Origin of the sequence: Shewanella sp. Arc9-LZ (assembly GCF_010092445.1) — a bacterium.
In the GTDB taxonomy this organism is placed as follows: domain Bacteria; phylum Pseudomonadota; class Gammaproteobacteria; order Enterobacterales; family Shewanellaceae; genus Shewanella.
In genome coordinates this window covers 4266041-4291649 of record NZ_CP048031.1, presented here as the reverse complement: position 1 = coordinate 4291649, position 25609 = coordinate 4266041, and the positions used below count along the sequence as shown (strand labels likewise).

Below are 25609 nucleotides of genomic sequence, written 5' to 3'. Positions count from 1 at the left end.
TTCAGTTTTATATTTGAGTGTAAGAGTCATTAAATTGCTTTACTTCAATGAGATTGAGAATGTAGGATGATATAAATCAATAACTTAAACGGTCGGCTTTATTGGGCGAGCTGTTCAATAAGCTGTCTGTATTTAGGCAAATAGGGGAACCGTAGAAATTGAATCAATTAGCTGAAAAATCTATTAGGTGTCCTTACTGTGGAGAGGTCATTAAAGTTCTGATTGATCCATCAGATTCGGACCAGCAATATATTGAAGATTGCAGTATGTTGTAAACCTATAAATTTCTTAATTTCTGAAAGTGTTAATGGCGAACTATCAGTTAATGTTTATAGTGACGATGACGCGTTTTAATAAATACATAACTAATAAGGATAGGCCGCGCGAAGCCGCGTCCTTATCCCAAGTGTTGAACAAGCCCGAACACCTGAGAGTGACTCTTTATTATGTAATTAACAGCTCGAGAAAACGCGCTGTTTGATGTGATAGTTATCGTGCTAATTTTCTGTAGTCAGCAAGCTCCCTTAGCCCCTCTGCTAATTTTTAACGCTATACTTTCAGTATCTTAAATTAACTCCTTCATCGTATTGATTAAGCCATTATTCTTATTATCATTTCCCGCGTTAGGTTGTGAGCCGTAAGTTTGTCGGTCGTTTCACTATGCCCATAAAGCGCATTGGTTGCTGACAACAGGGGCAGCTGCGCGTCGCTAATCTGCGCTTTATCTCGGGAATGATTGGAAACACGGTCTTTAACCATGCCACCCATTGTTAAATTATAATCGAACAATGGAAAAAGATGAAAGCCAACAAAATCCACCTTAAAAGGTTAACCAGAACAGACGATTAGCCGAAAGGTTGTACAAAATACCACTACCGTTAAAAAGCAAATTCCTATAGCATAAATCATACCGATTAATTTGGATGTGGCATCGGCCAAGTCCAACAAGCGATTTATGCCTTGCAAACAGCGCAACGCATAAATACTAAAACGTTATGTTTCAAGGAGGGTTCAGTGTATAAAAATATAGAAGAAGCTATGGCTGGTCTCTCTGTATGGAAAGAACATAGACGTGTGATTGTAAGGCCATTGTCGAAGAACCTAGCTTATAAGCCTACATTTGAAGCTGACTATTTACGTGAAGCAGTAATGTATAGATTTATTGAGTTGATCGAATCTGCACATGCCTTGTACAAAGTAGAGTTGCTTGTTGGCTCAGTCGTTTCGGTTCGTTCTGCGTATGAGACCTTGGCCGTAATGTGGTATTTAAATACTAAGTTGTCGCACCTAGTTAAAACTAAAGATTTAAAGCACTTCAGCGAAAGAACACGCAGCTTAATATTGGGGTGGTCTAAAGATGAAGAGTTTCCTGAAAAAACAAACATATTAACTTGCATAAAGTCTGTGGACAAAGAACTCGAAGGGAAGTTTGGCCGGCACTACGATATGTTGTCTGAATATGCACACCCTAACTACTCGGGAACATTTGGTGCTTATGCAAACCCTAATCATGAAACTTTGGAAGTTACTTTTGGTAAATACCCACGTTCAGAAAAAACTCTAAAAAACCACATTGAAAATACAATTATTATTAGTGTTAGCATGCTTGATAACCTTCAAGAAGGGTATGAGAAAGTCATCAATGAAGCATTAGATGTATGCTTAGATTTACATCGATCAGGTAAATTAAAAGAACAGTTAGTTGAAACATAACAAGAACATGATGTTCGCATCCTACGGCTGCTGGGACGGCTTACTCGCCACTCGTTACTCGCTCTGTTACAGCCGCCCCATATGTTGGCGTTAAATTTCAAGGAAGTATCGTGCAAGAGTCCCGGAAGCTAAAAGATTATTTGATTGAGAGGCCTAAGCCACAAGGGATAGATGTTCTGTGTGGTTTAAAGCATTTTGCAATTATCACCTACGCCGTACCGGCGGAGAGGTTCCAAGGTATATTTCCTGAGCGGTTTCAGCTAGATACAGTTGAAGTAAATGGTCAGGAAATGGGACTTATATCCGTAGTTCCGTTTATTGATGTAGATTTCACATCAGCAGTGTTTCCATTCCCAAAATTCACAATGGGGCAAACTAATTATCGTATTTATATTACCGATAAGGAAACGGGTGAGCGTTGCGTATGGTTTCTTGGTACGACGTTGGACTCGTGGACTCTAGCCGTGCCTAGATATCTATGGAATCTTCCTTGGCATTCTGGAAAAGTTAGTTTCGACTGTGTGATAGATGAAACTAGTGGTTTTTATGAAAAGTACCGCATGAAAACGGCATCTGAGTGGGCGGCTGCTTCGGTAGAATTGGTTCAATCTAAATCTGACAAATTTGATTTTCCTGGCTTCCCCGACGTTGAGTCTGCCCTGGTTTACTTAACACATCCTTTAGCTGGCTTTTATTATCGAAGAGACAATAAACTAGGTACTTACCGAGTCTGGCACAAGGAGCTAGAAGTTAAGCCAGCCACGCTTGTATCTGCTACTTTCAACCTTTTATCTGATCTTGGAATTGTAAAAGCAGAAGAGCAAAAGTCACCTTATAGCGTTTTAATAGAGCCCATTAATGAATTTACTATTTACTTGCCGCCAACTGTTGTTGGGTAAAAATTTAACAAGCGGCTCAATCCGACCTCCACTGCGTCGCTTGTTTTGTGCTTTTTCGCTACGCTTGCACAAAACAATCAACTCCGTTTCGGCGGCTTAGCCGGGCGTTGAACTTATGCAAATTATGGGTGGCATGGTTTTGTTGGTTATAGTTTTAGCAAACAATGCTAAAAGCCACGTCTACACATTGAGTGTTAGGCGGGTGCTATCTACTTCACATATATAAAAGGAATTTTCTGTGTATTCTAATATTAAAATAAACTTCACTAACTATTTTCTCATTAGGTTCATCATTTGCATTGCCTTCGTAACATTGTACGGTTGTGGCGGCACTTCTGAAGTGGAAGACGAAAGTATAGCTCCTCCCATTGTTTCTGTGCCTATTGATGAAACATTCGATCTAACTGGTTCATGGTTATCAAATTGTGGCGAAAGGAAAAATTTGGCATATTATACAAATGAATTAGTCATAACTAGTGTCAATTTAGAAATAATTCAACATAAATATGATACCTCTGATTGTGCAGGAACCCCTGTAGAATCTATTTCACAAACAATTAATCCCTACAGCTATCCCGAATCGAATCGTGATACAAATGATAAATTTATTGTTGTCGAAGTTTTTCAAGAGCCTCTATGGGAAATGACTGTAAACGTAGAAATTTATAATAACCTTTTGTATTTATCAAATAACTTATCAATTACCTATGAAGGCTATGCTTTCGAGTCAAATCATACAAGTGAAATTAACTATGTTAATTATCTAACAAAGAAAGAATAATTTTTTGTACAAGAAGTCATTAAAGTAGGACAATAAATAGTTGTTTTTTTGATCATTCACTACTTCTTTTAATCGCTTATAAAAGTGAATTTAAAGGTGAATTTAGTGGGGGCAGGGTAAACTTTGGGCGTTAACCATGCCACCCATTATTAAATTCCCATTATTAAATTTCTGGAGCGAGCTGTATTTTGAGTACTTTTCTAGGCATTTGTTTACTGATGCTGCCATTGATCTTTTTTGGCATTTATTCAAATCATGAATTCGATTTATCGCTTTCGGATAACTTAAAAAAATGGAAATGGGGTAAGTATTTTGCCGTTATTCTTGTACTTGTATACGTAGTCTATTTGCTAATGTATGGGCACAGTTACGTTGTAATGGGTGTCGATGAAACAAGCACGTATTTAGAAGATTGGGTGCTGTATTATCTTGTGCCAGGTTTATGCTTAGCGGCAGTAATATATTCCAAACCAGTAGGTTACTTTTTTGGTGATAATAGCTCAGAGTTTGGCTCATCGATTAAAGAAGATGTCGCTTTTATGCTTGGCCTTCTGTGGTTGTTATTTTTTACTTGGCAAATATTCTTAGAAAGCTTGTAAACGACACGAATTAATCATGGCATCCATTGTTAAATTTTTACCTAGCCTTTTAAAGCCAGCTAGTAAAGTGAAGCTAGACTGTTCACCCTTTACTATGATGAAGTGACACGCAGGCCATAAATGCAAAGAGTAAACAACTGGATTCCGGCTCAACCGCATTGCCGGAACGACGGTGAAAAAGTAAGGTTAATCTACTTGCATCCAATCGACTTGAACGCCAGCTTGCTCAAACATCTCTTCGCTGACTTTAATCTTATCTCCCCAGCGTGACAGGAAATCTTCGTTGGGTTGTGGGCTATGCACAGCGCGCAATCCTGTTTGGATAATCTTGGCGGCGCAGTTTGGGCAGGGGAAGTGGGTTACCCAAATCTCACAGCTACTGAGATCTCGTTTGGCATGCAGAATGGCATTTTCTTCTGCATGGAGCGTTTTTAGCAGTTTCATTTCACGGTTATCGGTTTCAGCGCTATCTGATATTCCGTGAGGATAACCATTAAAGCCTAGCGAGACGATACGATTGTTTTCAGTGATCACCGCGCCAACTCGGGTGGAAGGGTCTTTACTCCAAGATGCTACGAGCTCGGCCATTTGTAAAAAGCGTATTGCCCATTTTGTCATCATCTTATTGCCATTCCTATGCTTTATATATCAATGTATTTGAGTGCTATTCTCTATGCAGAACAGTGATAAATCAACCTTCAATATTCTAACCTTGGACCCACTTACTCTTTCTCTTTCTTATATTAAGTAGGGTTATGGTGCGTCTGTATAGCGGAATTTGACTGCCAATTATTTAGGTCGCGTTTATTTATTCTAATGAAATAGCCCGAATCTACTCTTCATTACCTACTCTTCATGACTCAGAATAAAGTTATTAATCGCTTTTGATATCAGGTCTTTCTTCATTGAAGTGCGGGAAACGGGTTCGTTGAACCAGAAACTCATTGGTTGGTCGAAGCCGATACCGTGCATGTAGTTGTAGATTGCTTTACGCAGTCCTTCGCCCAGCATGTCATGATCCGTTCCGGTCGGGTCGGTGAAATCGACATCGTTTTCAGCAAATAAGATCTCTGGGCGATCAGCAAGGGTGATACCAAATTGCTCTGGGTTCATGCCTATCGGGCTGTGGATGGTGGCGACAAAACGGTGCCAATAGGCTGACTGGAAACAACCTAGTTCCATCATCTGACGCACCATTTCTAGCGAGTCTATGGTTTCTTGCTCGGTTTGTGTTGGGAAACCATACATTAAGTAAGCGTGAACCATAATACCGGCATCACTGAATGCTTTGGTTACATGGGCTACGCGCTCAACGCTGACGCCTTTTTTCATCAGTTTAAGTAGACGATCTGACGCTACTTCAAGGCCGCCGCTGACGGCGATACAACCTGAATCTGCCAGTAATTGACAACGATCTGGGCTAAAAGTCCGCTCAAAACGGATATTGCCCCACCAACTGATCACTACGCCGCGTTCAATGAGACGTTTTGCAAACGCAAATAAGGTTTTTGGTGGTAAGGCTTCATCGACAAAATGGAAACCAGTTTGTCCGGTTTCTTCGACAAGCTCTACGATTCGGTCAACCAGCACATCGGCGCCTGCAGTATCGTAGCGGTCGATATAGTCCAGGCTGACGTCGCAGAAGCTGCATTTACGCCAGTAACAACCATGGGCTATGGTCAGTTTGTTCCAACGTCCATCACTCCATATACGGTGCATTGGATTAAGCATTTCACACAAAGACAAGTAGTCACCTAGTGGCAGGCCATCGTAAATTGGGGCGCCAACTTCGCTTTGTGGAATATCATGCAGCTGTGTGTTTTCATTGAAATGGACATAAGGCTGGCCATTTTCATCTTCTGCGAGAAAATAAGTTCGCACTAAATCGTCTATCTCACGCTTACCTTCAAAGTATTCCAGCAGAGTGATAAGCGGGCGTTCGCCGTCGTCCAGACAGATAAAGTCAATAAACTCAAATACACGAGGATCTTTTAGTGCGCGCAGCTCGGTATTAACAAACCCGCCGCCGATGACGATAGGAATGTCTGGATTAATGGCTTTACAGGTTTGCGCAATACGTAACGCGCCCAGCATATTGCCGGGAAACGGCACGGTTAATGCGACAACACTTGGTTGGGTGTCTTCCAGATACATCTCGACCAGCTGCTCCAAAATTTCAGAGCTGAAACTCGGTTCACCCATGAGGGTGTCATAGAGGTTGTCAAAGCTTGGGTTGGCCGCAGCTAATTTCTCGCCATAACGGCTGACTTCAAAGTAGGGATCAACGCCCTGAGTAATAACGTTTGATAGATCATTAATAAACAGAGTGGCCAGATACTTGGCTTTATCTTGTACGCCTAAATTACCAAAGGCGGCTTGCAACACGTCGCCAGATACCGCTTCCATCTCAGCAATTGCATCAAACGCTGGGCCTTCGGGTAAAAAACGACGCGTGTTAATGCGCATTGCAAGGCTGGGATCTTTGCCTTGTAAAAAGCGAATGGCAGGTTCTACGGTGAGGTGATAACGCTCAAATTCAGCCAAAAAATTAAAGATGACATCTGGCAGTTCGTCGTCTTCAAAGTGTTCGAAGTTTTCTTCTACATGCTGACGAATAATGTCCAGCGCAGGCGCTGTCATCATCTCAAGGAAAAGCTCAATCGCAGGATCTCGCTGAACCGCCTCATAGCCTCGTGAGCGTAAAAAACCGGTTAAATACGCTGTTGCTGGATACGGTGTATTCAGCTGGGTCATCGGTGGAGTCATTAGAAGAACGGTCATAGCCTGCCTTGATCGTAAAAGCGGATAAAAATGAGCTCGCATTCTAACAGTAAAAATAGTTCAAATCCTGTTAATTCCGGCTTTCATCTGGCTTGCTAGTAAGCATCATGTTTTCGCCACATGATGACGATTGGAAGAGAATAGTATTTTTTGAATGATATTAAAGGCTAATGGCTAATGGCTAATGGCTTATCAATGATCAATATTTTGATCTTTTAAATATGGGACCAGTTTGAGTTGTTATTGCTCTTAACAAAGAGCAATAACAACGGGCATGGTATTGCGGTTAATTGGTAAGAATAGGCTTTAAATAGCCAGAGCCAAGTTGGCGCATTTGTTTTTCACCCCAAGCGACTCTTTGGCGCAGGTATGGGGTTAAATTGTTAGGGTTTCGGTTACGCGGACTCGGCAACAACACTGCTAGGCGCGCCGCTTCATTGTTGGATAGATAGCGGGCCGATTTATTAAAATAGTGCTGACTCGCCGCTTCTACGCCATAAATACCTTTACCAAATTCGGCTACGTTTAAGTACACCTCTAAGATACGCTTTTTGCCCCAAATCGCTTCAAGGCTAACGGCCAATATGGCTTCTAACCCTTTGCGAACGAAGCTTCTACCCGGCCAAAGTAATAGGTTTTTGGCGGTTTGCTGGCTGATGGTACTGGCACCACGCAGACTTTGGCCGTCGTCGTACTGGTTAAGGGCTTTAGTGATGGAGGTAAAATCGACCCCGAAGTGCTCTGGAAACAGTTGATCTTCTGCGGCCACTACGGCTAAAGGCATGTGCGCTGGCAGTTCATCAATACTTACCCAGTGCTGACTAACCGGATAATCGCTTTGCAGCATAAATGACGTCGTCGGTGGTGGCACAAATCTAAGCAGCAGTAACAATAGCGCCAGTAATAGCAAAAATCGCCACATGACAAACCATGTCCAACCGAAAAAACCTCGTTTACGATCTGTCATTCACTGCCTCATGTTATGTTTAACAAGCCTGTGTGGGGCGTTGTCGTTTTCGACGTGCAGAGTATAGGATATTGGCCATTAAGGCCAAAGGCTAATCAACGTCGTGCAAACTTTATATCTTAACTGACGTTTACCCCGTGACGGTGCGTAGAGTCATTAAGTCATGCGGTCCTAATGTCCTTATGGGCTAATTAACTCGGTTGGGTTGTTAACAGGATAGTCTGTATGTCTGCCAAGCTGGTTTGCCATTGATGATAATCAAGCCGAATAGGATAGGCATTGTTATCGACCATCAGCACTAATGAGGGAAATCCTTGAATGGGAAGTTGGCGAGCAAAATTGATTTCGCTGAGTAATTTATCTTCTATTTCATCAGCGCTTAATTGCTCTGTGAACAAGTCTGCGGGGATCCCTAATTGAGTCGCAATCGATACCAAAGTATCAACATCAGATGGATTACGCGCATTAAGGTAATAAGCCTGTTGAATGGCGTTGATCATTTGTTGCTCTAGCCCATATTGGCGAGCAATGATGCTAGCTCTGCATGCTGGATACGTTGAACGCCTTGGTTGGCAATGCTGCCAAAAGTCGTGATTAAATTCTGTACCTAATTGTTGGTTAATCTTATGCCAGGTTTGTTGTAACATTTGCGGCATGGGTTGCGGCATGGGTTGGTCGGAGTCGGGCGCTAAACCACCGACTAGATACTGTAGACTCAATTGCTGGCCAAACTGCTGTAGTAGTTGAGCTTGCAGGGCGTCCCATGTGGGGCGATATCCCCAACACCAACTGCACATTGGATCGTGAACATAATAAAGTGTTGTGTTTACCATTGTGGACCTCATTGTTAGCTGTTTACTCACTATCGTTTATTTGCTTGTCTATTTACCGTTACCGCAGTTAGGGTCATGTTTTATATTATTCAATCGGTCGGTAAAACAGTAGAAACTAAGGTTGTCATATTAATTCGATAATTCAGTCATATTCATTGCGTAAGCTGTTCCTGATGATGAATTTTTCAGCAAACCATTACAACTGACATTACCGCATTACAACATGGAGCAAAAAGATGACAAGGAAAAAAAGTGTAACACTGGGTATCATTTCAGTTTTAACCAGTACGTTATGGATTTCGGGGTGTAACAGTAACGATAATAATGACACCACTGCAGAAGTGGATAAAAGTGTTAGCGCTCAAGTAGGCCCTAGGCCGCTATTTTTAGTCGGTCAAATGCAAGACAGTGAGTTAAAAGATCAATTAGCGCAATGTGCTTCAAATTCATTTTACCGTACTGACTTTTCTATTGGTCATCGCGGCGCATCAATGCAATTTCCTGAGCATACCAAAGAAGCTTATCAAGCAGCTATCGATTCGGGCGCAGGTATTGTGGAATGTGACGTGACATTTACCGCAGATAAAGAGTTAGTTTGCCGTCACTCGCAGTGTGATTTAGCCACTACCACCAATATTCTTGCTATCCCGGCCCTAGCCAATAAATGTTCAGTGCCATTTTCACCAGCCGATGCCGTCAATGGCGTGAGTGCAACGGCAACCTGTTGTACCAGCGATATTAGTCTTGCAGAGTTTACAACCTTGCAAGGCAAAATGGACGGCTTTAACCCCAATGCCACCACAGTTGAAGAGTTTATGGATGGCACGCCAAATTGGCGCACCGATTTATATGCCGGTAATGGCACGTTAATGACTCACGCTGAAAGTATTGCCTTATTCAAAGCTGCTGGAGTAAAGATGACTCCCGAGCTTAAGTCGGCCAGTGTCAGCATGCCGTATGATGGATTTACCCAACAAGATTACGCCCAAAAAATGCTAGATGAATATGCCGCAGCAGGCGTTGATGCATCGCAAGTGTTTCCACAATCGTTTAATTTAGACGATGTAAAATATTGGATAGCCAACGCACCTGAATTTGCCGATCAAGCGGTATACCTTGATGGCCGTGACGAGCAAGCTGGATTTGATCCGCAAAACAGTGCCACATGGTCACCGAGTATGGACACCTTAGCGGCAGACGGGGTCAAGATTATTGCACCACCTTTATGGATGCTGGTTACCGTAGGAGACAATAACGCGATAGTGCCATCTGAATATGCCAAAGCAGCAAGTGCCGCTGGCTTGAAGATTATTGCTTGGTCATTAGAGCGTTCGGGGCCACTGAGTCAAGGCGGCGGTGGTTGGTATTATCAGAGTATTGCTGACGTGATTGATAACGAAGGTGATACTTTTGAGCTGTTAGATGTACTGGCAAAAGATGTCGGGGTAATAGGGGTGTTTTCTGACTGGCCTGCCACAGTGACATATTATGCTAACTGTATGAATATGTAAGGCTTAATAACATTCCAGCCTTTCATTTCATTAGGGCTTACACCATAGACTAAAAAGGTGCCGACATTGTTGGCACCTTTTTATTTCAATTAACTATACTCGTGGATGGCAGAGTATTTATTGCTCGCTGCCCAGACAGCCCTAAAGCAAGTTGGTGATGAAAAATGCTAATGTTGCTATTGGTGTCGTATCGAAGTAACTGAAATCGCGGAATAAAGGCGATTTATAATGATGTTATTAGCCTTTAGTCTATATAGATTGCACAGGATGTCAGTGGTAGTGTAACGACATAATAATACTCATAACAATATAAAAAATAAGGATATTGCAGGATGAAATTAACCAAACGTTTTTGCATGATTGGCGCAGCTGCAGCGCTATCTATTAGTACGGCTGTTATGGCCGCGCCGACATTTATCAATATTCTCACCGGCGGAACTAGTGGTGTTTACTATCCTATCGGTGTGGCTTTATCTCAACTTTACAGCAATGGCATTGAGGGCTCTAAAACCTCAGTACAAGCGACTAAAGCGTCGGTTGAAAACCTCAATTTATTACAAGCTGGGCGTGGTGAATTAGCGCTTGCACTAGGTGATTCGGTATCGGCAGCGTGGGAAGGTGATCAGGAAGCCGGTTTTAAAGCACCGCTTAAAAAATTACGCGTTATTGCGGCAACTTATTCTAACTACATCCAAATTGTCGCCAATAAAGATGCCGGTATTAATAGTCTTGCAGATTTAAAAGGCAAACGTATTTCTGTCGGGGCGCCAAAATCAGGTACTGAGCTAAACGCTCGCGCTATTTTTGCTGCTGCAGGACTCAGTTACGACGACATGGGTAAAGTGGAGTTTTTGCCTTATGCCGAATCTGTTGAGCTGATTAAAAACCGCCAATTGGATGCGACTTTACAATCGTCTGGTTTAGGTATGGCTGCCATTCGTGATTTAGCCGCAACAATGGATATCAACTTTGTGGCTATCCCTGCGGATGTTGTCGCTAAAATTAATAATCCTGCTTATCAAGTTGGGGTGATTACGGCCAATACTTACGAAGGCCAAACAGAAGATGTGAGTACGGTTGCGATACAAAACTTATTGGTAAGTCACAGTAAGGTGTCTGATGAGATTGCTTATCAAATGACTAAGCTGATGTTTGAAAACCTAGACCGTTTAGGTACTGCTCACTCAGCTGCTAAGGCGATCAGTTTAGCCACAGCGGCAAAAGATCTGCCTATTCCACTACACCCAGGTGCAGAACGCTATTATAAAGAAGTGAATGCGCTATAAGTAATAGTATTAAGTTAACAGCGCTTGTTTGGTAAACCCAGCAAGCGCTTGTTTATTTCTGTCTTTCAACCATATTTGCTAACTTCCGTTTTAGATCAAGAGTGACTAATTGAGTCAACGTCATTTTTAGTCCACTCATTTTTTTGAGATGAGGTTATTTAGTTGTAGTAAGTGTCGAGGCATACCATGAGCGATCCAACCCAAATTACCGAACCAGAGCAGGGCTTAAGTGCCGATACTCGCAACTGGCCGAAAGCCTTGTTTGCAGTAGCATTAATTTTTTCTATTTTCCAAATTACCACCGCGGCATTTCATCCAGTTTCGACACAAGTATTGCGCGCCGTACACGTGGGCTTTTTATTATTAGTGGTGTTTATTAGTTATCCAGGTATAGGCAAGAGTCAGCCATGGCAACCTTTGGCATGGATACTCGGTTTAGCGGGTATGGCTACCGCAGTTTATCAATGGGTGTTTGAAGCTGACTTAATTCAACGTTCCGGTGACTTAACCCAAAATGACATGATTATTGGTGTAGTGTTAGTAGCTTTAGTGTTTGAAGCCGCCAGACGAGTGATGGGAATAGCCCTGCCGATTATTTGCGGTATGTTTCTTGCGTATGGTTTGTTTGGTGAGTATTTACCCGGTGAATTGATGCATCGAGGTTATGGTTTCGACCAAATAGTTAACCAGTTGGCCTTTGGTACCGAAGGCTTATACGGCACGCCAACCTATGTGTCCGCGACCTATATTTTCTTGTTTATTCTGTTTGGGGCCTTTTTAGAGCAAGCTGGAATGATCCGCTTATTTACCGACTTTGCTATGGGCTTATTTGGCCATAAAGTGGGTGGGCCTGCAAAAGTGTCGGTGGTATCGTCGGCACTCATGGGCACCATTACCGGTTCGGGGGTTGCCAATGTGGTCACCACTGGCCAATTTACGATTCCGCTAATGAAGCGTTTTGGTTATCGGTCTGCTTTTGCGGGGGGTGTAGAAGCCACATCCAGTATGGGCAGCCAAATTATGCCGCCGATTATGGGCGCCGTAGCCTTTATTATGGCTGAAACCATTAATGTGCAATTTATTGAAATAGCTAAAGCGGCAATGATCCCCGCGGTATTGTATTTTTGTTCGGTGTTCTGGATGGTGCATTTAGAAGCTAAACGCGCCAATTTATCTGGTTTACCTAAAGACCAATGTCCAGATCCGTGGGCAGCAATTAAGTTGCGTTGGTACTTACTCATCCCATTATTTATTTTGATTGGCTTGTTGTTTTCAGGTCGTACACCGCTGTTTTCCGGCATGGTTGGCTTAGCACTCACTGCGATTGTGATTTTAGGTTCGGCCATTATTCTCAATCTATCATCAGCTGCTATGCGGTTTGCTTTTTGGATAGCATTAGGGGTGATATGCGCAGGCTTTTTCCAGTTAGGTATTGGGGTGATGTTTGGCGTTATTGCCATGCTGGTGGTGGTTTGTTGGTTTGTTAAAGGTGGTAAAGAAACTCTCACATTATGTTTGCATGCATTAGTTGAAGGTGCTCGCCATGCTGTACCTGTAGGTATTGCTTGTGCGCTAGTGGGCGTGATTATTGGTGTTGTGTCACTAACCGGTATTGCTTCAACGTTTGCCGGCTATATTCTGGCTGTCGGCCAAGATAACTTATTTTTGTCTTTAGTGCTGACGATGGTGACGTGTTTGGTATTAGGTATGGGGATCCCGACCATTCCTAACTACATTATTACCAGCTCAATTGCCGCGCCAGCGTTACTGGATTTAGGCGTGCCGTTAATTGTGTCACACATGTTTGTGTTTTATTTTGGCATTATGGCAGACCTTACACCGCCAGTTGCCCTAGCGTGTTTCGCCGCGGCGCCAATCGCTAAAGAGAAAGGCTTAAAAATCAGTTTATGGGCCATTCGCATTGCCATTGCTGGGTTTATTATTCCGTTTATGGCGGTGTACGACCCTGCGCTAATGCTCCAAAGTGGTGGTGTGCTAGAAACGGTTTATGTGGTCCTTAAAGCGACGGTGGCTATTGGTATTTGGGGCGTGATATTTACCGGCTACTTATTACAGAACCTTTATTGGTGGGAACGTGTTTTAGGCTTTATTGCTGGTGGCTGCTTGATTATGGCGACACCGCTGAGTGATGAGTTAGGTTTTGGTTTGGCACTGGCGTTTATTTTGCACCACGTATGGCGTGCACGTAAGCTAAAACGTTTAGCGCAAGGCGAATAATGCTAGGGCTATGTTTGGGTTTAGCAGGCACGATTTGGGCTCAAGTGCCTGCTGAACAGATGACATTGTCTTGGACTCACACAATTGAGAAAATTCGTTGGGCCGAAGATTATCGATTAACTAATGAAGGTTTTATTTTAGAACAAGCAAGGGTAAAAGGCAGTGGCGCAGGAATGGAGATTCCTGCCGATGCAGTGTTAAAAGATGGCAGTTGGCACTACAAACCGCATTTGCCTATTTTGCCAATGCTAAAGTTGGGCCGCACGCCAGATGCAGGCGATTATCAGTTATGTGTGTTATCGACTCAGGCTGGGCAACAATGCCATTCTATGAGTTATTGGGTGGGTGAGCCTACCACTGAGCAGCCCTCCATTGAGCTATGGGGCTGTGATATACCAAGTTAGTTAATCGACATAATAGATAGGCGTTGAAGCATAAAAAAAGCTGAATCAATTGATTCAGCTTTTTCTTTATTTGAGATGTTTACAACGAGTTACTTTGCAAAGGCATCTTGCAGTGCAGGTACAACTTGTTTTTTACGGCTTAATACGCCGTCTAACCACACGCGACCATCAACGGTAGGTTTACCGTAAGCGCGCTCAGTTAAGTCTGCTGAATCAGAAACAACTAACATTTCTGAACCTTCTTTCATGATATCGGTTAGCAGCAATAATACGCTGTGACGATTGCCTTCAATTTTCAATTTAGCAATATCAGCTTCTAGGTCAGCTTTGATGTCGTCAAATACAGACAAATCGATAACTTCTAATTGGCCAATACCCACTAGGTTACCGTTCATGTTGAAGTCTTTAAAGTCACGCATAACAAGGTCACGCGCTGGCGTGCCTGCAACTGCTGATTTTACTTTAAACATGTCCATGCCGAGTTCTTTAAAGTCTTCTACACCGGCGATTTTTGCTAACGCTTCAACGCAACGGATATCGGCAGTGGTACAGGTTGGAGATTTGAAAATAACCGTGTCACTTAAGATGGCGCACATCATGATACCAGCGATGTTTGCTGGAATTTCTACTTGGTAGAAATCGAACATCATTTTAATGACGGTGTTGCTGCAACCTACTGGACGGATCCAACATTCTAGTGGAGTAGAAGTGGTTAGGTCGCCTAATTTGTGGTGGTCGACAATACCGACGATAGTCGCTTGAGCGATATCATCTGGCGCTTGAGTAATTTCTGAATGGTCAACAATATAGACTTCTTCACCAGCGTAACTGGTTTTATATTCTGGTGCTTCAAAACCAAATTTTTCTAAAATAAATGCGGTTTCTGGTGATAGCTCGCCTAAACGGGCTGCAATTGCCGGTTCATCGATTTGGTTTTTTAAATATGCTAATGCTATAGCACCACAAATTGAATCTGAATCAGGGATCTTGTGACCCACTACATACATTGCCATTGAAAGACTCTCCTATAAAGTTGCCCTGATTTTAACAAGGATTGATCTTCATCGCATTAAAAAATACCACTTCAACGGTTCAACTTACCATATGAGTGTTATCCATAATGATATGCGTGTTTAATTGACAAAAAAAGGCCCCGAGCGGAGAGTCTCGGGGCTTTTTATATTTTACTCAGGGTAGGTGTATATTTGTCTTTAGCTTGGGATAACAACGTTATTGAAGTCTCTTTCAGTATTCTATTGAGACTATCTCAAGTGCTCTGTCGAGGTGCTTCTTGTACTGGAATTAACTTTAGCAGACTTCTCTCAAATAGCGATTTTTTGCTAATAATTCAGCAGTAGGACTGAGTATTCATCATTTGTTAAGGCCATATCGTTATACCCGTACTTTTATCACCACTTTGCGAACTTTTTGTGGTGTAGGGCTGGTGCCCGGCATATGGATGTCACCAGGAAAAAACAATGCAAACATGCCGGCTTTTAGCGGAATAAACGCCGCATCATCTTTGTTAGATTCATAGTCGTATTCAGCATAGTCATGCTTGTCAAAATAAGGCTTAGAAGGCGTTTGATTGGCTAACGGTAAATAGCCAAATTCTTCTTCACCGCTAACCACATACTGCACATCAATATACTGTTGATGAACTTCAAAGGGTTCGATCTCTTTAGGCTTAGTTTCATAGTCATTGACGATAACGAAAATGTCTTTGCCTTCAAGCGGATAGTTGCCCACTTCAAGCTGGCTAAAGTCGGTGTCCGCGAGATGAGCTAATGCTTTGGCTAATCTCGGGCTAAGTTGAGTGTATAGGTGGCGATTTGCTAAAGTATCAACAATCATAAAAATTCCGTAAGATAAGAACCATAAAAATATGCTAGCGTGTTAGCGCTAAAGCATACAGTTTTACCAAGATAACAGCATTACAAATATAAGAAGGATTGTACATTGCCTGCATTACGTTTACTTGCTGGACCAACGGCTTACGAACAACTGGAAGCGAATGGCTTAGATCAATCATTATTTACTCAGCTCTTTGCTGCATCAGGCGGGCCTAAGTGGCTGGCGATAGCAGGCTTAGATAAATATTTATTTAGTGAGTTTTTTCAGGGGCGCCAAGATCCTCTTTATACTATGGGCGCATCGTCGGGTGCGTGGCGTTTAGCTTGTATGGCGCAACAAGATCCATTAGCGGCTTATGAACGTTTAGAGCATTTTTATATTCATCAGAATTACGAAAAAAAGCCGACGCGTGAACAAGTCAGTGCCCAAGTATTGCAAATTGTTGATGGCATTTTAGGTGAACAGCAAGGCGCTGATATTATTGCTAATCCGTTAATTCGTCATCATATGGTGGCCTGCCGTGCCCGTCATTTAAATCGCATTCATGCCAAATTTGGCTTAATGATGGGATTATCGATGGCAGCGGTAAGTAATGTCATCAATCGAAAAAGCTTAGGCTGGCACTTCGAGCGGGTTATTTTAAGCCATAAAGACGCCGCATCACCTTTTAGACGTTTGAAAGATTTGCCCACCAAACATGTCGAGTTAACTCAAGACAATATCCGTCATGGATTACTAGCGACAGGATCGATCCCGCTATTGCTCGATCCGGTAAAAGATCTGCAAGGCTCGCCAAAAGGCCATTATTACGATGGAGGCATAACCGATTATCATTTTGATATGCCATTACCCGCTGCGACAGGGTTAAGTTTGTATCCGCACTTTTATCCGTACATGAGCCCAGGCTGGTTTGATAAATCCTTGTTGTGGCGTAAAGCGAAAGCGAATTATCACAATGGATTAATTTTAGCGCCCAGTAAGCAATTTATTGCAAGCTTGCCGTTTAGTAAAATTCCTGACCGTGAAGACTTTAAAAATTTAGATACTGAAAGTCGAATTGCTTATTGGCAGCAAAGCGTGCAACAAAGCCAGGTATTAGCTGACGAGTTTGCTGAGATTGTCGCTTCCGGCACTATTATGGATCGTATTGAGCGTTTATAAGATTCAATAAATTGAATGTTTTTTGTACTTTTTTTGAAAGATAGTCGTATTGATTAAGGTCTATTGGAGTAGGGCGTAGCGAAAACGGGTGGTTATGTCGGTAGTAAGCATTATATTAGGCTGCTTAAGTTGTTGAATAATTAACCACTGCTACACTTGTTTCATTGATTTGACTTTGGTTCAGTAACTTCACCTATGGTGTAGGAGGCTGTTATGCAAACAAAAGAAGTAGCATTACTGATTCAAGATGCAGTGCTATTACCCGGTGGACGACTTGAAATTAGAGTTGTGGCACCGAGTGATTTAGCCATGGTTGCCGATGTATTAAAAGGTCACTATGGTTTAGCATTTGCGCCATTGAAAGTGAATAGCGAACTGCCTTGTTATATTGCAGCAACCCAATGCAATATTATTGATTTCAACCAGTTAGATGATGATTCTTTAAGCATCGTTGTTGAGGGAACACAGCGTCTTAAAATTTTATCTGCCGCGCAAAAACGAGATGGTTGTTGGATTGCTCGTGCGCTCCCTTGCGCTAATTGGTGCCATGAGCCCATTGCGGGTGAGTTTGAAATTATCAGCGCCGCACTTGAACAATTTTATCAAGTGAATCCAGATTTACTGGAATTGTATTCACAAACTCATTTAGAAGATGCCGCTTGGGTGAGTCAGCGTTGGTTAGAGGTTTTACCTATGTATAACCGTGATAAGCTGATTTTAGTTGAACAACCTAATTGCCACAAAACCATGGATTTTGTGTTGCAATTACTAAAATCTCATGTGGATGTATAAGCACAATATTGTGTTATCGGTATCAAGTAATCAAGATACATTTTAAACCTAGCCTGATAAGATACCTTCTCGTTTGAACCTTATCTTCATCTTTATATAGCCAAGTTGTTTATGCCTAATTCATCAAATTGCACCGCGGATAACCCTCAATCCTCTTCCCAAACACCAAACGCTGCCATTGCCGCTCAGCCTTCGTATATTGTGTTGCCGCGTGCTAATGAATTAGCAGGTAAGCAATACCACACCGTAGTTGAGTTTTTGGTCGATCATTTTAAGCAAATCGATGCCGGTGTGTGGCAGCAACGGATCAAAGATGGCAAAGTGCATTGGCAAAATGGTGAGTTAATTACCGCAGAGAGTGCCTATCAAGCCACTGCCAAAGTGTATTATTACCGCGAAGTGCTGGCCGAAACGAAAGTGCCTTTTGCTGAGCTGGTGTTGTATCAAGATCTTGATACCATTGTGGTTTATAAACCGCATTTTTTACCTGTTACCCCAGGCGGAAATTACGTCAATGAATGTTTAGTGCATCGCTTACGTATCGCCACTCAAATAGATACGGTCGCACCGGCGCACAGGCTCGATAAAGATACGGCTGGGGTGATGTTAATGACGCTCAATCCGCAAACACGCCATGCATATCATCAACTATTTTTAGATGACAAGATCACTAAAGATTATCAGGCCATCGCTAAATTAACGCCTAGGTTGGTGAGTGAATTAGCCGATAATACTTGTACGCTTCCTATTCATTGGACTGTTCAAAATCGTATTGTGGCGGCAAATCCAAGCTTTACCATGCAGGTGGTTGAAGGCGAGGCGAATAGTCATTCTGAAATCAGTTTAGTGGCGGTAAAAAATGGTTTTGGCTTATTTGAGTTAAGTCCGATTACCGGTAAAACTCATCAATTACGTGTACATATGCAAAGTTTAGGCATGCCGATTTTACATGACCGCTTTTATCCAGTGCTACAACCTAAAGGGCCGGACAACTTTGATAAACCATTGCAATTATTGGCTAAACGGTTGCGCTTTACCGATCCAATCAGTGCTATTGAACAAGATTTTCAATGCCAAGGTTTAGATTTTTAGTTGGTTATTTAGCGAATAAAAAAACCGCCATCGTAAAGTCGATAGCGGTTTTTTTGTATCAGCTTATTGCTGTTGCAGTGAGCTTATCTGAGTATTAGTCAGCTTTAGTGTGTTTAATACCTTTACGATTTTTCATTGGGTCGCCATCATAACCAAGGGCTTTCCAGTCTAAACGCTCGCCTTTGTTGTGGCAGTCATTACATTGTAGAGCCTTGTCTTTTGGTGACACCATGTGGTTGATGCGCCACCACATCTCAGTTTCAACAAAACCATGCTGGCCACTGTATTTAAGTCCTTTCTCTATCATGGTTGGGTTAGCTTCCATGCCTAATTTGGCTGCTAAGTCCCAATCAAACTTATCCCAGTAGCCACCTTCACCGTACGTTTTAGGGGTTATTAGAATATTGAGTTTAGTATCATAGATTTGCTTACCCGTGTGCACTTTAAATGGGTAGATTTTAGCTTTAGGGTCGCGAATATCACCTAATGGATAAGCTAATTTAACCGTTTTAGTTGGGTCCATTTTATCGCCAGCCATATACGCATCGGCACGGCCATTAAACCAGGCATATTGTGGTTTAACGTCTTTTTGCCAAATAAAGCTGCCTTTCTTTTTCATAAAGGTGTGCTTGCCATATTGGTCTGTTGTTTCAGGAAGATCTTGACCTGCTTTTGACCAATCCCAACGCATTTTGGTGGGTTCATTTTTAGCAAATGATGGTATGTGACAAGTCTGACACGCTACAGTTGCTGTGTGTGTATTGAGCTTTTTATTTTTGTGAGGCGCAGCATCATGGCAATTTACACAACCAATTTTGTTTTCACCACCAGGTGATACGCCCATCGAGTTACCGGTAATTTGATGGTTTTCAGTAACGTGACAAGTTTGACACTGGAAGTCATTGCCATCGGTATCCATGTGGACATCGGTCGCTTTGTCTGGATAAGACATTGATGAGTCTAAATCGCCGTGTTTAACCGCATCACCGCCGCCACCGTAAAAGTGGCAACTGCCGCAATTGTCACGCACGGGTGCACCTACATTTTGGGCAACATTGGCTAAATTGACTCTTGCTAAGGCCTCGCCTGCGCCCGCAGGATCTTTAATGTAAGTTCCTGTGGTGTCGTGACAGACTAAGCAATCGACTTTGGTCATGTCTTTAAAGTCGAATGTAGAATCTTTCCAACCATAACCGGCATGACAACTGGTACAACGCGGTTCGTTACCCGATATCGATACACAAAAGTTGTTAATACTGTTCTTTTTACCACGCATCACTGTGCGGTCAGGTAGTTTTTGCTCTAACTCCCAAGTCCAATGTGAAGATTTCATAAACTCTTCAGCATGTTCTTTATGGCAGGTTAAGCATTGTGTCGTCACTTCAGGGCCATTAGCAAAAGGCCCTTTCAGCGCCTCTTTGTGGTTAAAGGCAGCCTGTGCGCTACTGCTTAATAACAGTAATACAGCCAGTGCTGATAATAGTTTCATGATATTTGTCCTTACCCCTGAGCTTGTGCTCAGGGGGGCCAAGTTAGAAGGTTAAGTTAGCGTTAGAAGTTAACGGTCAGTGAGGCATTGACGTCATAGGCGGTGTCAACAACGGGCAACATTGAGTACGCGCTACCGGCAATCACATCGTCAACCTTCATCGGTGCACCTACTGGTGAGCCACTTCCGGTATATTCATAGTCGTAATACAAACCGGCTAACTTAATAAACATTTTTGGATTAATATCAAAGATATAATAAGCTTCGGCAACGTGGCCGCGAGTGGCTAACTTACTGCCGATTGGGTCGTCTTGTGCTTGGGTGAAGGGACTCCAGTATTTAGAACCGTAGTTATATTCCAAACCGAATTTGCCGTATGGTGCAGGAATTTGCATGCCCACATAAATGCCGTAACCATCTTTGGTGTCGCTATCAACGGTTTCTTTTGGCACCATAATGATTTCAGTTCCAGTGCTGTTCAACTCTGCTTCAAATACTGCATCGCTTAACATGCCACCGAACAAACCAGCATTGCCGTTAGGTTCAGCACGAGTCCATCCTAATGAGGCAAACATTTTCAGGTCGTCATCGGTTTCATAGGCATAACCTAGGCCACCTAAGTACATATCACCAATGACACCGCTTGGTTGTACGCGGGTGACGAAGTTAAAGTTGTCGAATTTTTGCATGTCTTGATACATGGTTGGGGCAAAGATACCCGCCAGTTGAGTAGGGAATGCCATGGTGCCCGTAAAGCCATCATTGACATCTTTAGCACCGAATAAAGTGAACTGTAAGAAATGGTTACCGTCATTAATCACGTCGATATTAAACCCGCCGAGGTGGGTATCTTTAGTGATGATGTCACCAAACAATTCGCCATTGCCGTACTGTGATTCAAAGCCTTGGCCATAGCAAAAACGTACTGTTTGGCCTTCAATACCGGTAATATCACCCAAGTTGTAACCTAAGGTCAGACCATCGAAGTTGAAATTGACTAAGTGACCTGATGGCGTGCCGCCTCTGAGTTCATTTTCACGATAATGATTTGGTGGACCGTACGTTGAAGGGCGACGTCCAATAGAAAGGTAAGTGCCACTACCATTAATGTCTTTCCAATTAAAATAGGCGCGCTCTACTTTTAACTCATCACCACTGGTGCTACCGCTACTGGTGCCGTCCATGGTGAATGAGTTCCATGAGTCGAATACTTTAACTCCAGCAGAGTCTCCCCAGCTCTTAAACATGGTTAAACGTCCTGCAAAGCTGACGTTATCCCACACTTTAGCGTCAATGTTTAGGCGTAAGCGCGTGGTGTAAAATATATCGTTATCAATGTCCTGTTGGGTTTTTTGGCCCAACAGCATTGGCATAACGCCTTGAAGCATACCGCTTTGAAACGCGCTGGCTAAATCAGGGTTTGCCATCATCATTTGGCCTAACGGTGAGGTAGCACTGTTTGGATCGCCAAATACTCCTGACATGGCTTTAGCGCCAAAGTCAGAAAAGTTAACGTTCATGGCTGGGTTCCAAGTGACGTTTTGATAATGTAATGAATGTGCTTTGGTTCTAAAATCACCCGTAATGGCTATTCTGTCTAAGGCTGTGTGACGCTCGGTTTTGTCAACTCGTGAATTTAAGTAATCAAGATCTTCATTAATAGTAGCCAGTTGTTGTTTAAGATCGGCAATCTTTTGTGCATCGGTATCTGCTGCTAGGCTTGCGCCGCTCATAAAGAGCGCGTTAGCCACTAATATTGAGATGAGAGTTCTCATGGTCTTTCTCCCCTTTATTTGCCAAATAACAAGGTCAATTTGGCAAATTTTTTGTGTCAGGATCCCTGAGGCTAAGCCTCACAGTTTTTTCGTTTGGTTTATTGGCTGATGTTTCGTTTAGAACGAAAAGATACTCAGCATTGATGATTTAGCCGCAAGTAGCTGGTTGGTCTGAATCGGCGGCGTGGTCATATAAAAACTGTTGAATATCTTTTATGTCTTTTTCTGATAAGGCTTCAAAAACGGCAGGTTTAGCTTTGTGCTTATCACGAGTAAAGAAACGATCCCATTGGCTCATGGTTTTGGTCATTGGGGTTAATTCAGGACCTTCACTGTTAGCGCTGTGGCAGGCTTTACATTCTTTTTTGTACAGGTGCTTACCTTTTTTAGGATTACCACCATCTGCGGCCATCACTTGGGTGCCAAGTGATAATGCCATAGCAACTGCGATACCAACTTTAATGTAAGTGTTCATCATTTTGTCCTCTGTCGGGCTTATTAGGGTTGTGCATTAACAGCATTTAATTATTTATTTGCTGTAAACAATGTTACCTAAAAGTGAGTAGTGTTAATTTGAAGTAGATCATATCCATGAGAAAAATCTAATTGAAAAAAAGTTAATTGAAAGAAATCTAATGAACTAGTGTGATGTGGATCTATTGCGCCAAGATGAGGATTTTGCTAGAGGAGATAAAAGTGGTTTTTTTGATACTTATTGATGGCGTTTTTAGGTGAGAAATAGACTGCTTGATAAATAGAAGGGGAAGATTTTAATCATTATTAGCGAACAAGCCCATTGATGGCTGGTTTTGTTTACAGGTACAGAATAGCTGATTAGCTGATTAGCTCATTAACGTGTTGGTCGACATAATCACTAACACAGTGGCACTAATACTACATAACACTAAGGTGACTATGCGGGTTTTATCTTTATCAACGCGGCCAATTAATCTACCTGAGACAAGATAACCAGCAACGACTGAAGGCAATAATAGCAGTGATAGCCATAAATGCTTCACTTCAACTAAGCCGACGATGGTTAGAATAGCTAAGGCAATTAATGAGCTAAACACGAAAAAGGCAGATAATGCCGCTCTAAACTGACCTGGGTCTTGGCCTGCAAGCAAAATGGCCATTGGTGGACCACCGATAGCAGCGATATTGCCAAATATGCCTGAAAATACCCCAGCGATAAATAAACTGAGGCGATTAATAGGGGCGGTAAAGCGAAAGATGCTAAGAATAACAGCAATAAACACAATGCCTGCAATCACTAAGCCTAGTATGGCTTGTGGGGCAAACAGCAATAATCCAGCGCCTAAAAACCCCCCAGGGATCCGCCCGAGTAAGGCATATTGCAAACCATTAAATTGTAGATGACCGCGTTCTCTAAATAAGGTCATTGCAGAAATGGCAAAGCCCATAACAATAATAGGAACAGGAACTAATTGAGGATTAACAATATACAGCAGCGGGCTAGCAACAACGGCTAACCCAAAGCCAATTAAGCTTTGGGTTAGCGCGCCAAAAAACACGATAATCGATGCCAGTATCAAGGTCGTTGGATCGATAAATGACATCATAAGTTCTCTTTAAAAACATGACGACTTCTTATTAGGGTCGTTTCAAAGTCTGTGAGGTATTGACTAATCAGTGAATTATTCGAGCTCTTCCCACTCGATACCCATATCATCCATTAACTTTTTCGCTTCACTTGGAATGCTATCAGGCTGATCTTTTGATAGATCACCGTCATAAGGTAATGGTTGACCTGTGTACGCATGCAAAAATGCTTCGCATAGCAGTTCACTGTTAGTTGCATGGCGCAGATTATTTATCTGGCGACGCGTCCGCTCATCCGTCAGTACTTTTAATACTTTTAAAGGGATAGAAACCGTAATTTTTTTTACTTGTTCATTTTTTTTGCCGTGCTCGGCATATGGGCTGATATATTCGCCATTCCACTCAGTCATTAACTTACCCTTAACGATAAATACGCTGCAGATTTTAAACCGTTACAATCTCTAGTCAAATTATTGCTACTATTTAATCCCGATTGCAAATAGATTTCTTGATGTTTAGACGTCTAAACGTCTATTTAAGTTGACGGATGGGGATCTCTTAGGTAAATTTGGACGTCTAGACATCTCTTTGTGTGTTTGTGAAATTTTAGGAGTCACCATGACTAAGCATCAAAACGCCACATTGGCCGTTCGCCAAGGTATTGAAACAGACACACAACATGGTGCTATCGTGCCACCGATTTATTTATCGACCAATTATTCATTCGATGGCCACAATAATCCGCGCGAGTTTGATTACAGTCGTTCGGGTAATCCTACTCGATGTATTTTAGGTGACGCACTCGCCAAACTCGAGCAAGGTGCTACCGGCGTGGTGACATGTACCGGCATGGCGGCGATTACATTGGTGACTAGCTTACTTGGCCCAGAGGATTTATTGGTTGTGCCGCACGATTGTTATGGTGGCAGTTACCGCTTATTTACTAACTTGGCCAAAAAAGGCCAATTTAAGTTATTGGTTGTTGATCAAACTGATGCGCAAGCGCTGAGCAAAGCGATAGCTCAAAAACCGAAAATGGTGTGGTTAGAAACGCCATCGAATCCTTTATTGCGGGTGGTAGACATTAATGCCATTAGTATCGCTTGCCATGACGTTGGCGCGCTAGTGACAGTCGATAACACCTTTTTATCACCAATATTACAGCAGCCATTATTATTAGGTGCAGACATTGTTATTCACTCAACCACCAAATACATCAATGGTCATAGCGATGTGGTCGGTGGAGCGGTAGTGGCTAAAGATCCTCAAGTGGGTGAGTTGTTACATTGGTGGTCAAATACTCTTGGGCTTACGGGTTCAGCATTTGACAGTTATTTAACCCTCCGAGGCTTACGTACTTTAGCGGTACGAATTCGTGAGCATCAACGTAATGCACAAAAGATTGTTGAGTTACTCAGCGCCAGTGATGTGGTGGCCAAGGTGTATTATCCGGGTTTAAAAGACCATCTAGGTCACGAAATTGCGGCAAAACAACAACAAGGCTTTGGTGCTATGTTAAGTTTTGAGTTAATTGGCGGCGAAGCGGAAGTGGTGGCATTTTTAAAGGCGCTGTCGTTGTTTAGTATTGCCGAAAGTTTAGGCGGAGTGGAAAGTTTAGTCGCCGTTCCGGCCACCATGACCCATAGAGCAATGGACCCACAAGCAAGGCAAGAGGCTGGTATTAAAGAGACTTTATTGAGACTATCTGTCGGTATTGAAGATGCAGATGACCTCTTGGCCGATATTCAAGCAGGCCTAGCAGCTGTTGCCGCGATAAAATCAGCTTAATTCGAGTTTAAGTTAGCTGTGGTTTCGACCAAATTGGGTAAAATAGCAAAACATGCACTTGCAACACTATTGGTTTCAAAATA

General features: G+C 42.5%; 23 protein-coding genes and 2 pseudogenes. 13 read left to right on the top strand and 12 right to left on the bottom strand.

Going from position 1 to position 25609, the window contains the following annotated elements; genetic code table 11:
- The first annotated feature begins 158 nt into the window (after positions 1-158).
- A pseudogene (locus tag GUY17_RS18470) lies at positions 159-354 on the top strand (CPXCG motif-containing cysteine-rich protein).
- 269 nt (positions 355-623) lie between these two features.
- On the opposite strand, the pseudogene GUY17_RS21225 reads toward GUY17_RS18470, so the two are convergent.
- Positions 624-746 (bottom strand): annotated as a pseudogene (locus GUY17_RS21225) (IS91 family transposase); the annotation flags it as partial.
- Positions 747-1014: 268 nt separating this feature from the next.
- On the opposite strand from GUY17_RS21225, the gene GUY17_RS18465 reads away from it, so the two are divergent.
- The 4 genes from GUY17_RS18465 (at position 1015) to GUY17_RS18450 (ending at position 3992) form a co-directional block, all read left to right on the top strand.
- A complete protein-coding gene (locus tag GUY17_RS18465) occupies positions 1015-1713 on the top strand; it encodes a hypothetical protein (protein WP_162023948.1) in 699 nt (232 codons plus the stop codon).
- Between the two features lie 110 nt (positions 1714-1823).
- The gene (locus GUY17_RS18460) at positions 1824-2612 is read left to right on the top strand and encodes a DUF2071 domain-containing protein (RefSeq protein WP_162023947.1); all 789 of its coding nucleotides are present in this window, start codon (positions 1824-1826) and stop codon (positions 2610-2612) included.
- Positions 2613-2850: 238 nt separating this feature from the next.
- Positions 2851-3393: a hypothetical protein gene (locus GUY17_RS18455; protein ID WP_101085098.1), complete on the top strand. Its 543-nt coding sequence runs from the start codon at positions 2851-2853 to the stop codon at positions 3391-3393.
- 188 nt (positions 3394-3581) lie between these two features.
- A complete protein-coding gene (locus tag GUY17_RS18450; protein ID WP_162023946.1) occupies positions 3582-3992 on the top strand; it encodes a hypothetical protein in 411 nt (136 codons plus the stop codon).
- Positions 3993-4178: 186 nt separating this feature from the next.
- On the opposite strand, the gene GUY17_RS18445 is transcribed toward GUY17_RS18450, so the two are convergent.
- The 4 genes from GUY17_RS18445 to GUY17_RS18430 all read right to left on the bottom strand — a co-directional run bounded on the left by GUY17_RS18445 (position 4179) and on the right by GUY17_RS18430 (position 8573).
- The gene (locus GUY17_RS18445; RefSeq protein WP_101085100.1) at positions 4179-4613 is read right to left on the bottom strand and encodes a dCMP deaminase family protein; all 435 of its coding nucleotides are present in this window, start codon (positions 4611-4613) and stop codon (positions 4179-4181) included.
- Between the two features lie 225 nt (positions 4614-4838).
- Positions 4839-6773 (bottom strand): radical SAM protein, encoded by a 1935-nt coding sequence (locus GUY17_RS18440; protein WP_162023945.1) that lies wholly within the window; start codon positions 6771-6773, stop codon positions 4839-4841.
- A 286-nt stretch (positions 6774-7059) separates the two neighbouring features.
- Positions 7060-7740 carry a monofunctional biosynthetic peptidoglycan transglycosylase gene (mtgA, locus tag GUY17_RS18435; RefSeq protein WP_162023944.1) on the bottom strand — a complete coding sequence of 227 codons (681 nt, stop codon included), beginning with the start codon at positions 7738-7740 and terminating at the stop codon, positions 7060-7062.
- A 191-nt stretch (positions 7741-7931) separates the two neighbouring features.
- The gene (locus GUY17_RS18430) at positions 7932-8573 is read right to left on the bottom strand and encodes a DsbA family protein (RefSeq protein WP_162023943.1); all 642 of its coding nucleotides are present in this window, start codon (positions 8571-8573) and stop codon (positions 7932-7934) included.
- Between the two features lie 236 nt (positions 8574-8809).
- On the opposite strand from GUY17_RS18430, the gene GUY17_RS18425 reads away from it, so the two are divergent.
- From GUY17_RS18425 to GUY17_RS18410, 4 genes are all read left to right on the top strand, one after another.
- Positions 8810-10084 (top strand): glycerophosphodiester phosphodiesterase family protein, encoded by a 1275-nt coding sequence (locus GUY17_RS18425; RefSeq protein WP_162023942.1) that lies wholly within the window; start codon positions 8810-8812, stop codon positions 10082-10084.
- Positions 10085-10416: 332 nt separating this feature from the next.
- Entirely contained in the window at positions 10417-11370 is a 954-nt protein-coding gene (locus GUY17_RS18420; protein ID WP_011638983.1) for a TAXI family TRAP transporter solute-binding subunit, read from the top strand.
- Between the two features lie 204 nt (positions 11371-11574).
- Positions 11575-13608: a TRAP transporter permease gene (locus GUY17_RS18415; protein ID WP_162024405.1), complete on the top strand. Its 2034-nt coding sequence runs from the start codon at positions 11575-11577 to the stop codon at positions 13606-13608.
- Positions 13608-14012 (top strand): DUF1850 domain-containing protein, encoded by a 405-nt coding sequence (locus GUY17_RS18410; protein ID WP_162023941.1) that lies wholly within the window; start codon positions 13608-13610, stop codon positions 14010-14012. Before GUY17_RS18415 ends, GUY17_RS18410 begins: the two co-directional genes overlap by 1 nt.
- An 89-nt stretch (positions 14013-14101) precedes the next feature.
- Here GUY17_RS18410 and GUY17_RS18405 read toward each other — a convergent pair whose 3' ends face one another.
- Together GUY17_RS18405 and GUY17_RS18400 are read right to left on the bottom strand one after the other, a co-directional pair.
- Positions 14102-15025 carry a manganese-dependent inorganic pyrophosphatase gene (locus GUY17_RS18405; protein WP_162023940.1) on the bottom strand — a complete coding sequence of 308 codons (924 nt, stop codon included), beginning with the start codon at positions 15023-15025 and terminating at the stop codon, positions 14102-14104.
- 379 nt (positions 15026-15404) lie between these two features.
- Positions 15405-15866 (bottom strand): YhcH/YjgK/YiaL family protein, encoded by a 462-nt coding sequence (locus GUY17_RS18400; protein ID WP_102036963.1) that lies wholly within the window; start codon positions 15864-15866, stop codon positions 15405-15407.
- Positions 15867-15971: 105 nt separating this feature from the next.
- Here GUY17_RS18400 and GUY17_RS18395 point away from each other — a divergent pair, with 105 nt between their 5' ends.
- The 3 genes from GUY17_RS18395 to GUY17_RS18385 all read left to right on the top strand — a co-directional run bounded on the left by GUY17_RS18395 (position 15972) and on the right by GUY17_RS18385 (position 18911).
- Entirely contained in the window at positions 15972-17027 is a 1056-nt protein-coding gene (locus GUY17_RS18395) for an alpha/beta hydrolase (protein WP_162023939.1), read from the top strand.
- A 213-nt stretch (positions 17028-17240) separates the two neighbouring features.
- Positions 17241-17819, top strand: a complete 579-nt coding sequence (locus GUY17_RS18390) for an LON peptidase substrate-binding domain-containing protein (RefSeq protein WP_101085107.1) — start codon at positions 17241-17243, stop codon at positions 17817-17819.
- A gap of 111 nt (positions 17820-17930) precedes the next feature.
- Positions 17931-18911, top strand: a complete 981-nt coding sequence (locus GUY17_RS18385; RefSeq protein ID WP_162023938.1) for a pseudouridine synthase — start codon at positions 17931-17933, stop codon at positions 18909-18911.
- Positions 18912-19005: 94 nt separating this feature from the next.
- Here GUY17_RS18385 and GUY17_RS18380 read toward each other — a convergent pair whose 3' ends face one another.
- From GUY17_RS18380 to metJ, 5 genes are all read right to left on the bottom strand, one after another.
- Positions 19006-20400, bottom strand: a complete 1395-nt coding sequence (locus GUY17_RS18380) for a tetrathionate reductase family octaheme c-type cytochrome (protein ID WP_162023937.1) — start codon at positions 20398-20400, stop codon at positions 19006-19008.
- A 62-nt stretch (positions 20401-20462) separates the two neighbouring features.
- Positions 20463-22175, bottom strand: coding sequence for a DUF3373 domain-containing protein (locus GUY17_RS18375; RefSeq protein WP_162023936.1), 1713 nt, complete (start codon positions 22173-22175; stop codon positions 20463-20465).
- Between the two features lie 148 nt (positions 22176-22323).
- Positions 22324-22653, bottom strand: a complete 330-nt coding sequence (locus GUY17_RS18370) for a cytochrome c (protein ID WP_101085111.1) — start codon at positions 22651-22653, stop codon at positions 22324-22326.
- Positions 22654-23017: 364 nt separating this feature from the next.
- A complete protein-coding gene (locus GUY17_RS18365) occupies positions 23018-23758 on the bottom strand; it encodes a sulfite exporter TauE/SafE family protein (RefSeq protein WP_101085112.1) in 741 nt (246 codons plus the stop codon).
- A 75-nt stretch (positions 23759-23833) separates the two neighbouring features.
- The gene (metJ, locus tag GUY17_RS18360) at positions 23834-24148 is read right to left on the bottom strand and encodes a met regulon transcriptional regulator MetJ (protein ID WP_011638970.1); all 315 of its coding nucleotides are present in this window, start codon (positions 24146-24148) and stop codon (positions 23834-23836) included.
- A gap of 208 nt (positions 24149-24356) precedes the next feature.
- Between metJ and metB the strand changes: the two genes are divergently transcribed.
- Positions 24357-25526, top strand: coding sequence for a cystathionine gamma-synthase (gene metB / locus GUY17_RS18355; protein WP_162023935.1), 1170 nt, complete (start codon positions 24357-24359; stop codon positions 25524-25526).
- Positions 25527-25609: the final 83 nt, after the last annotated feature.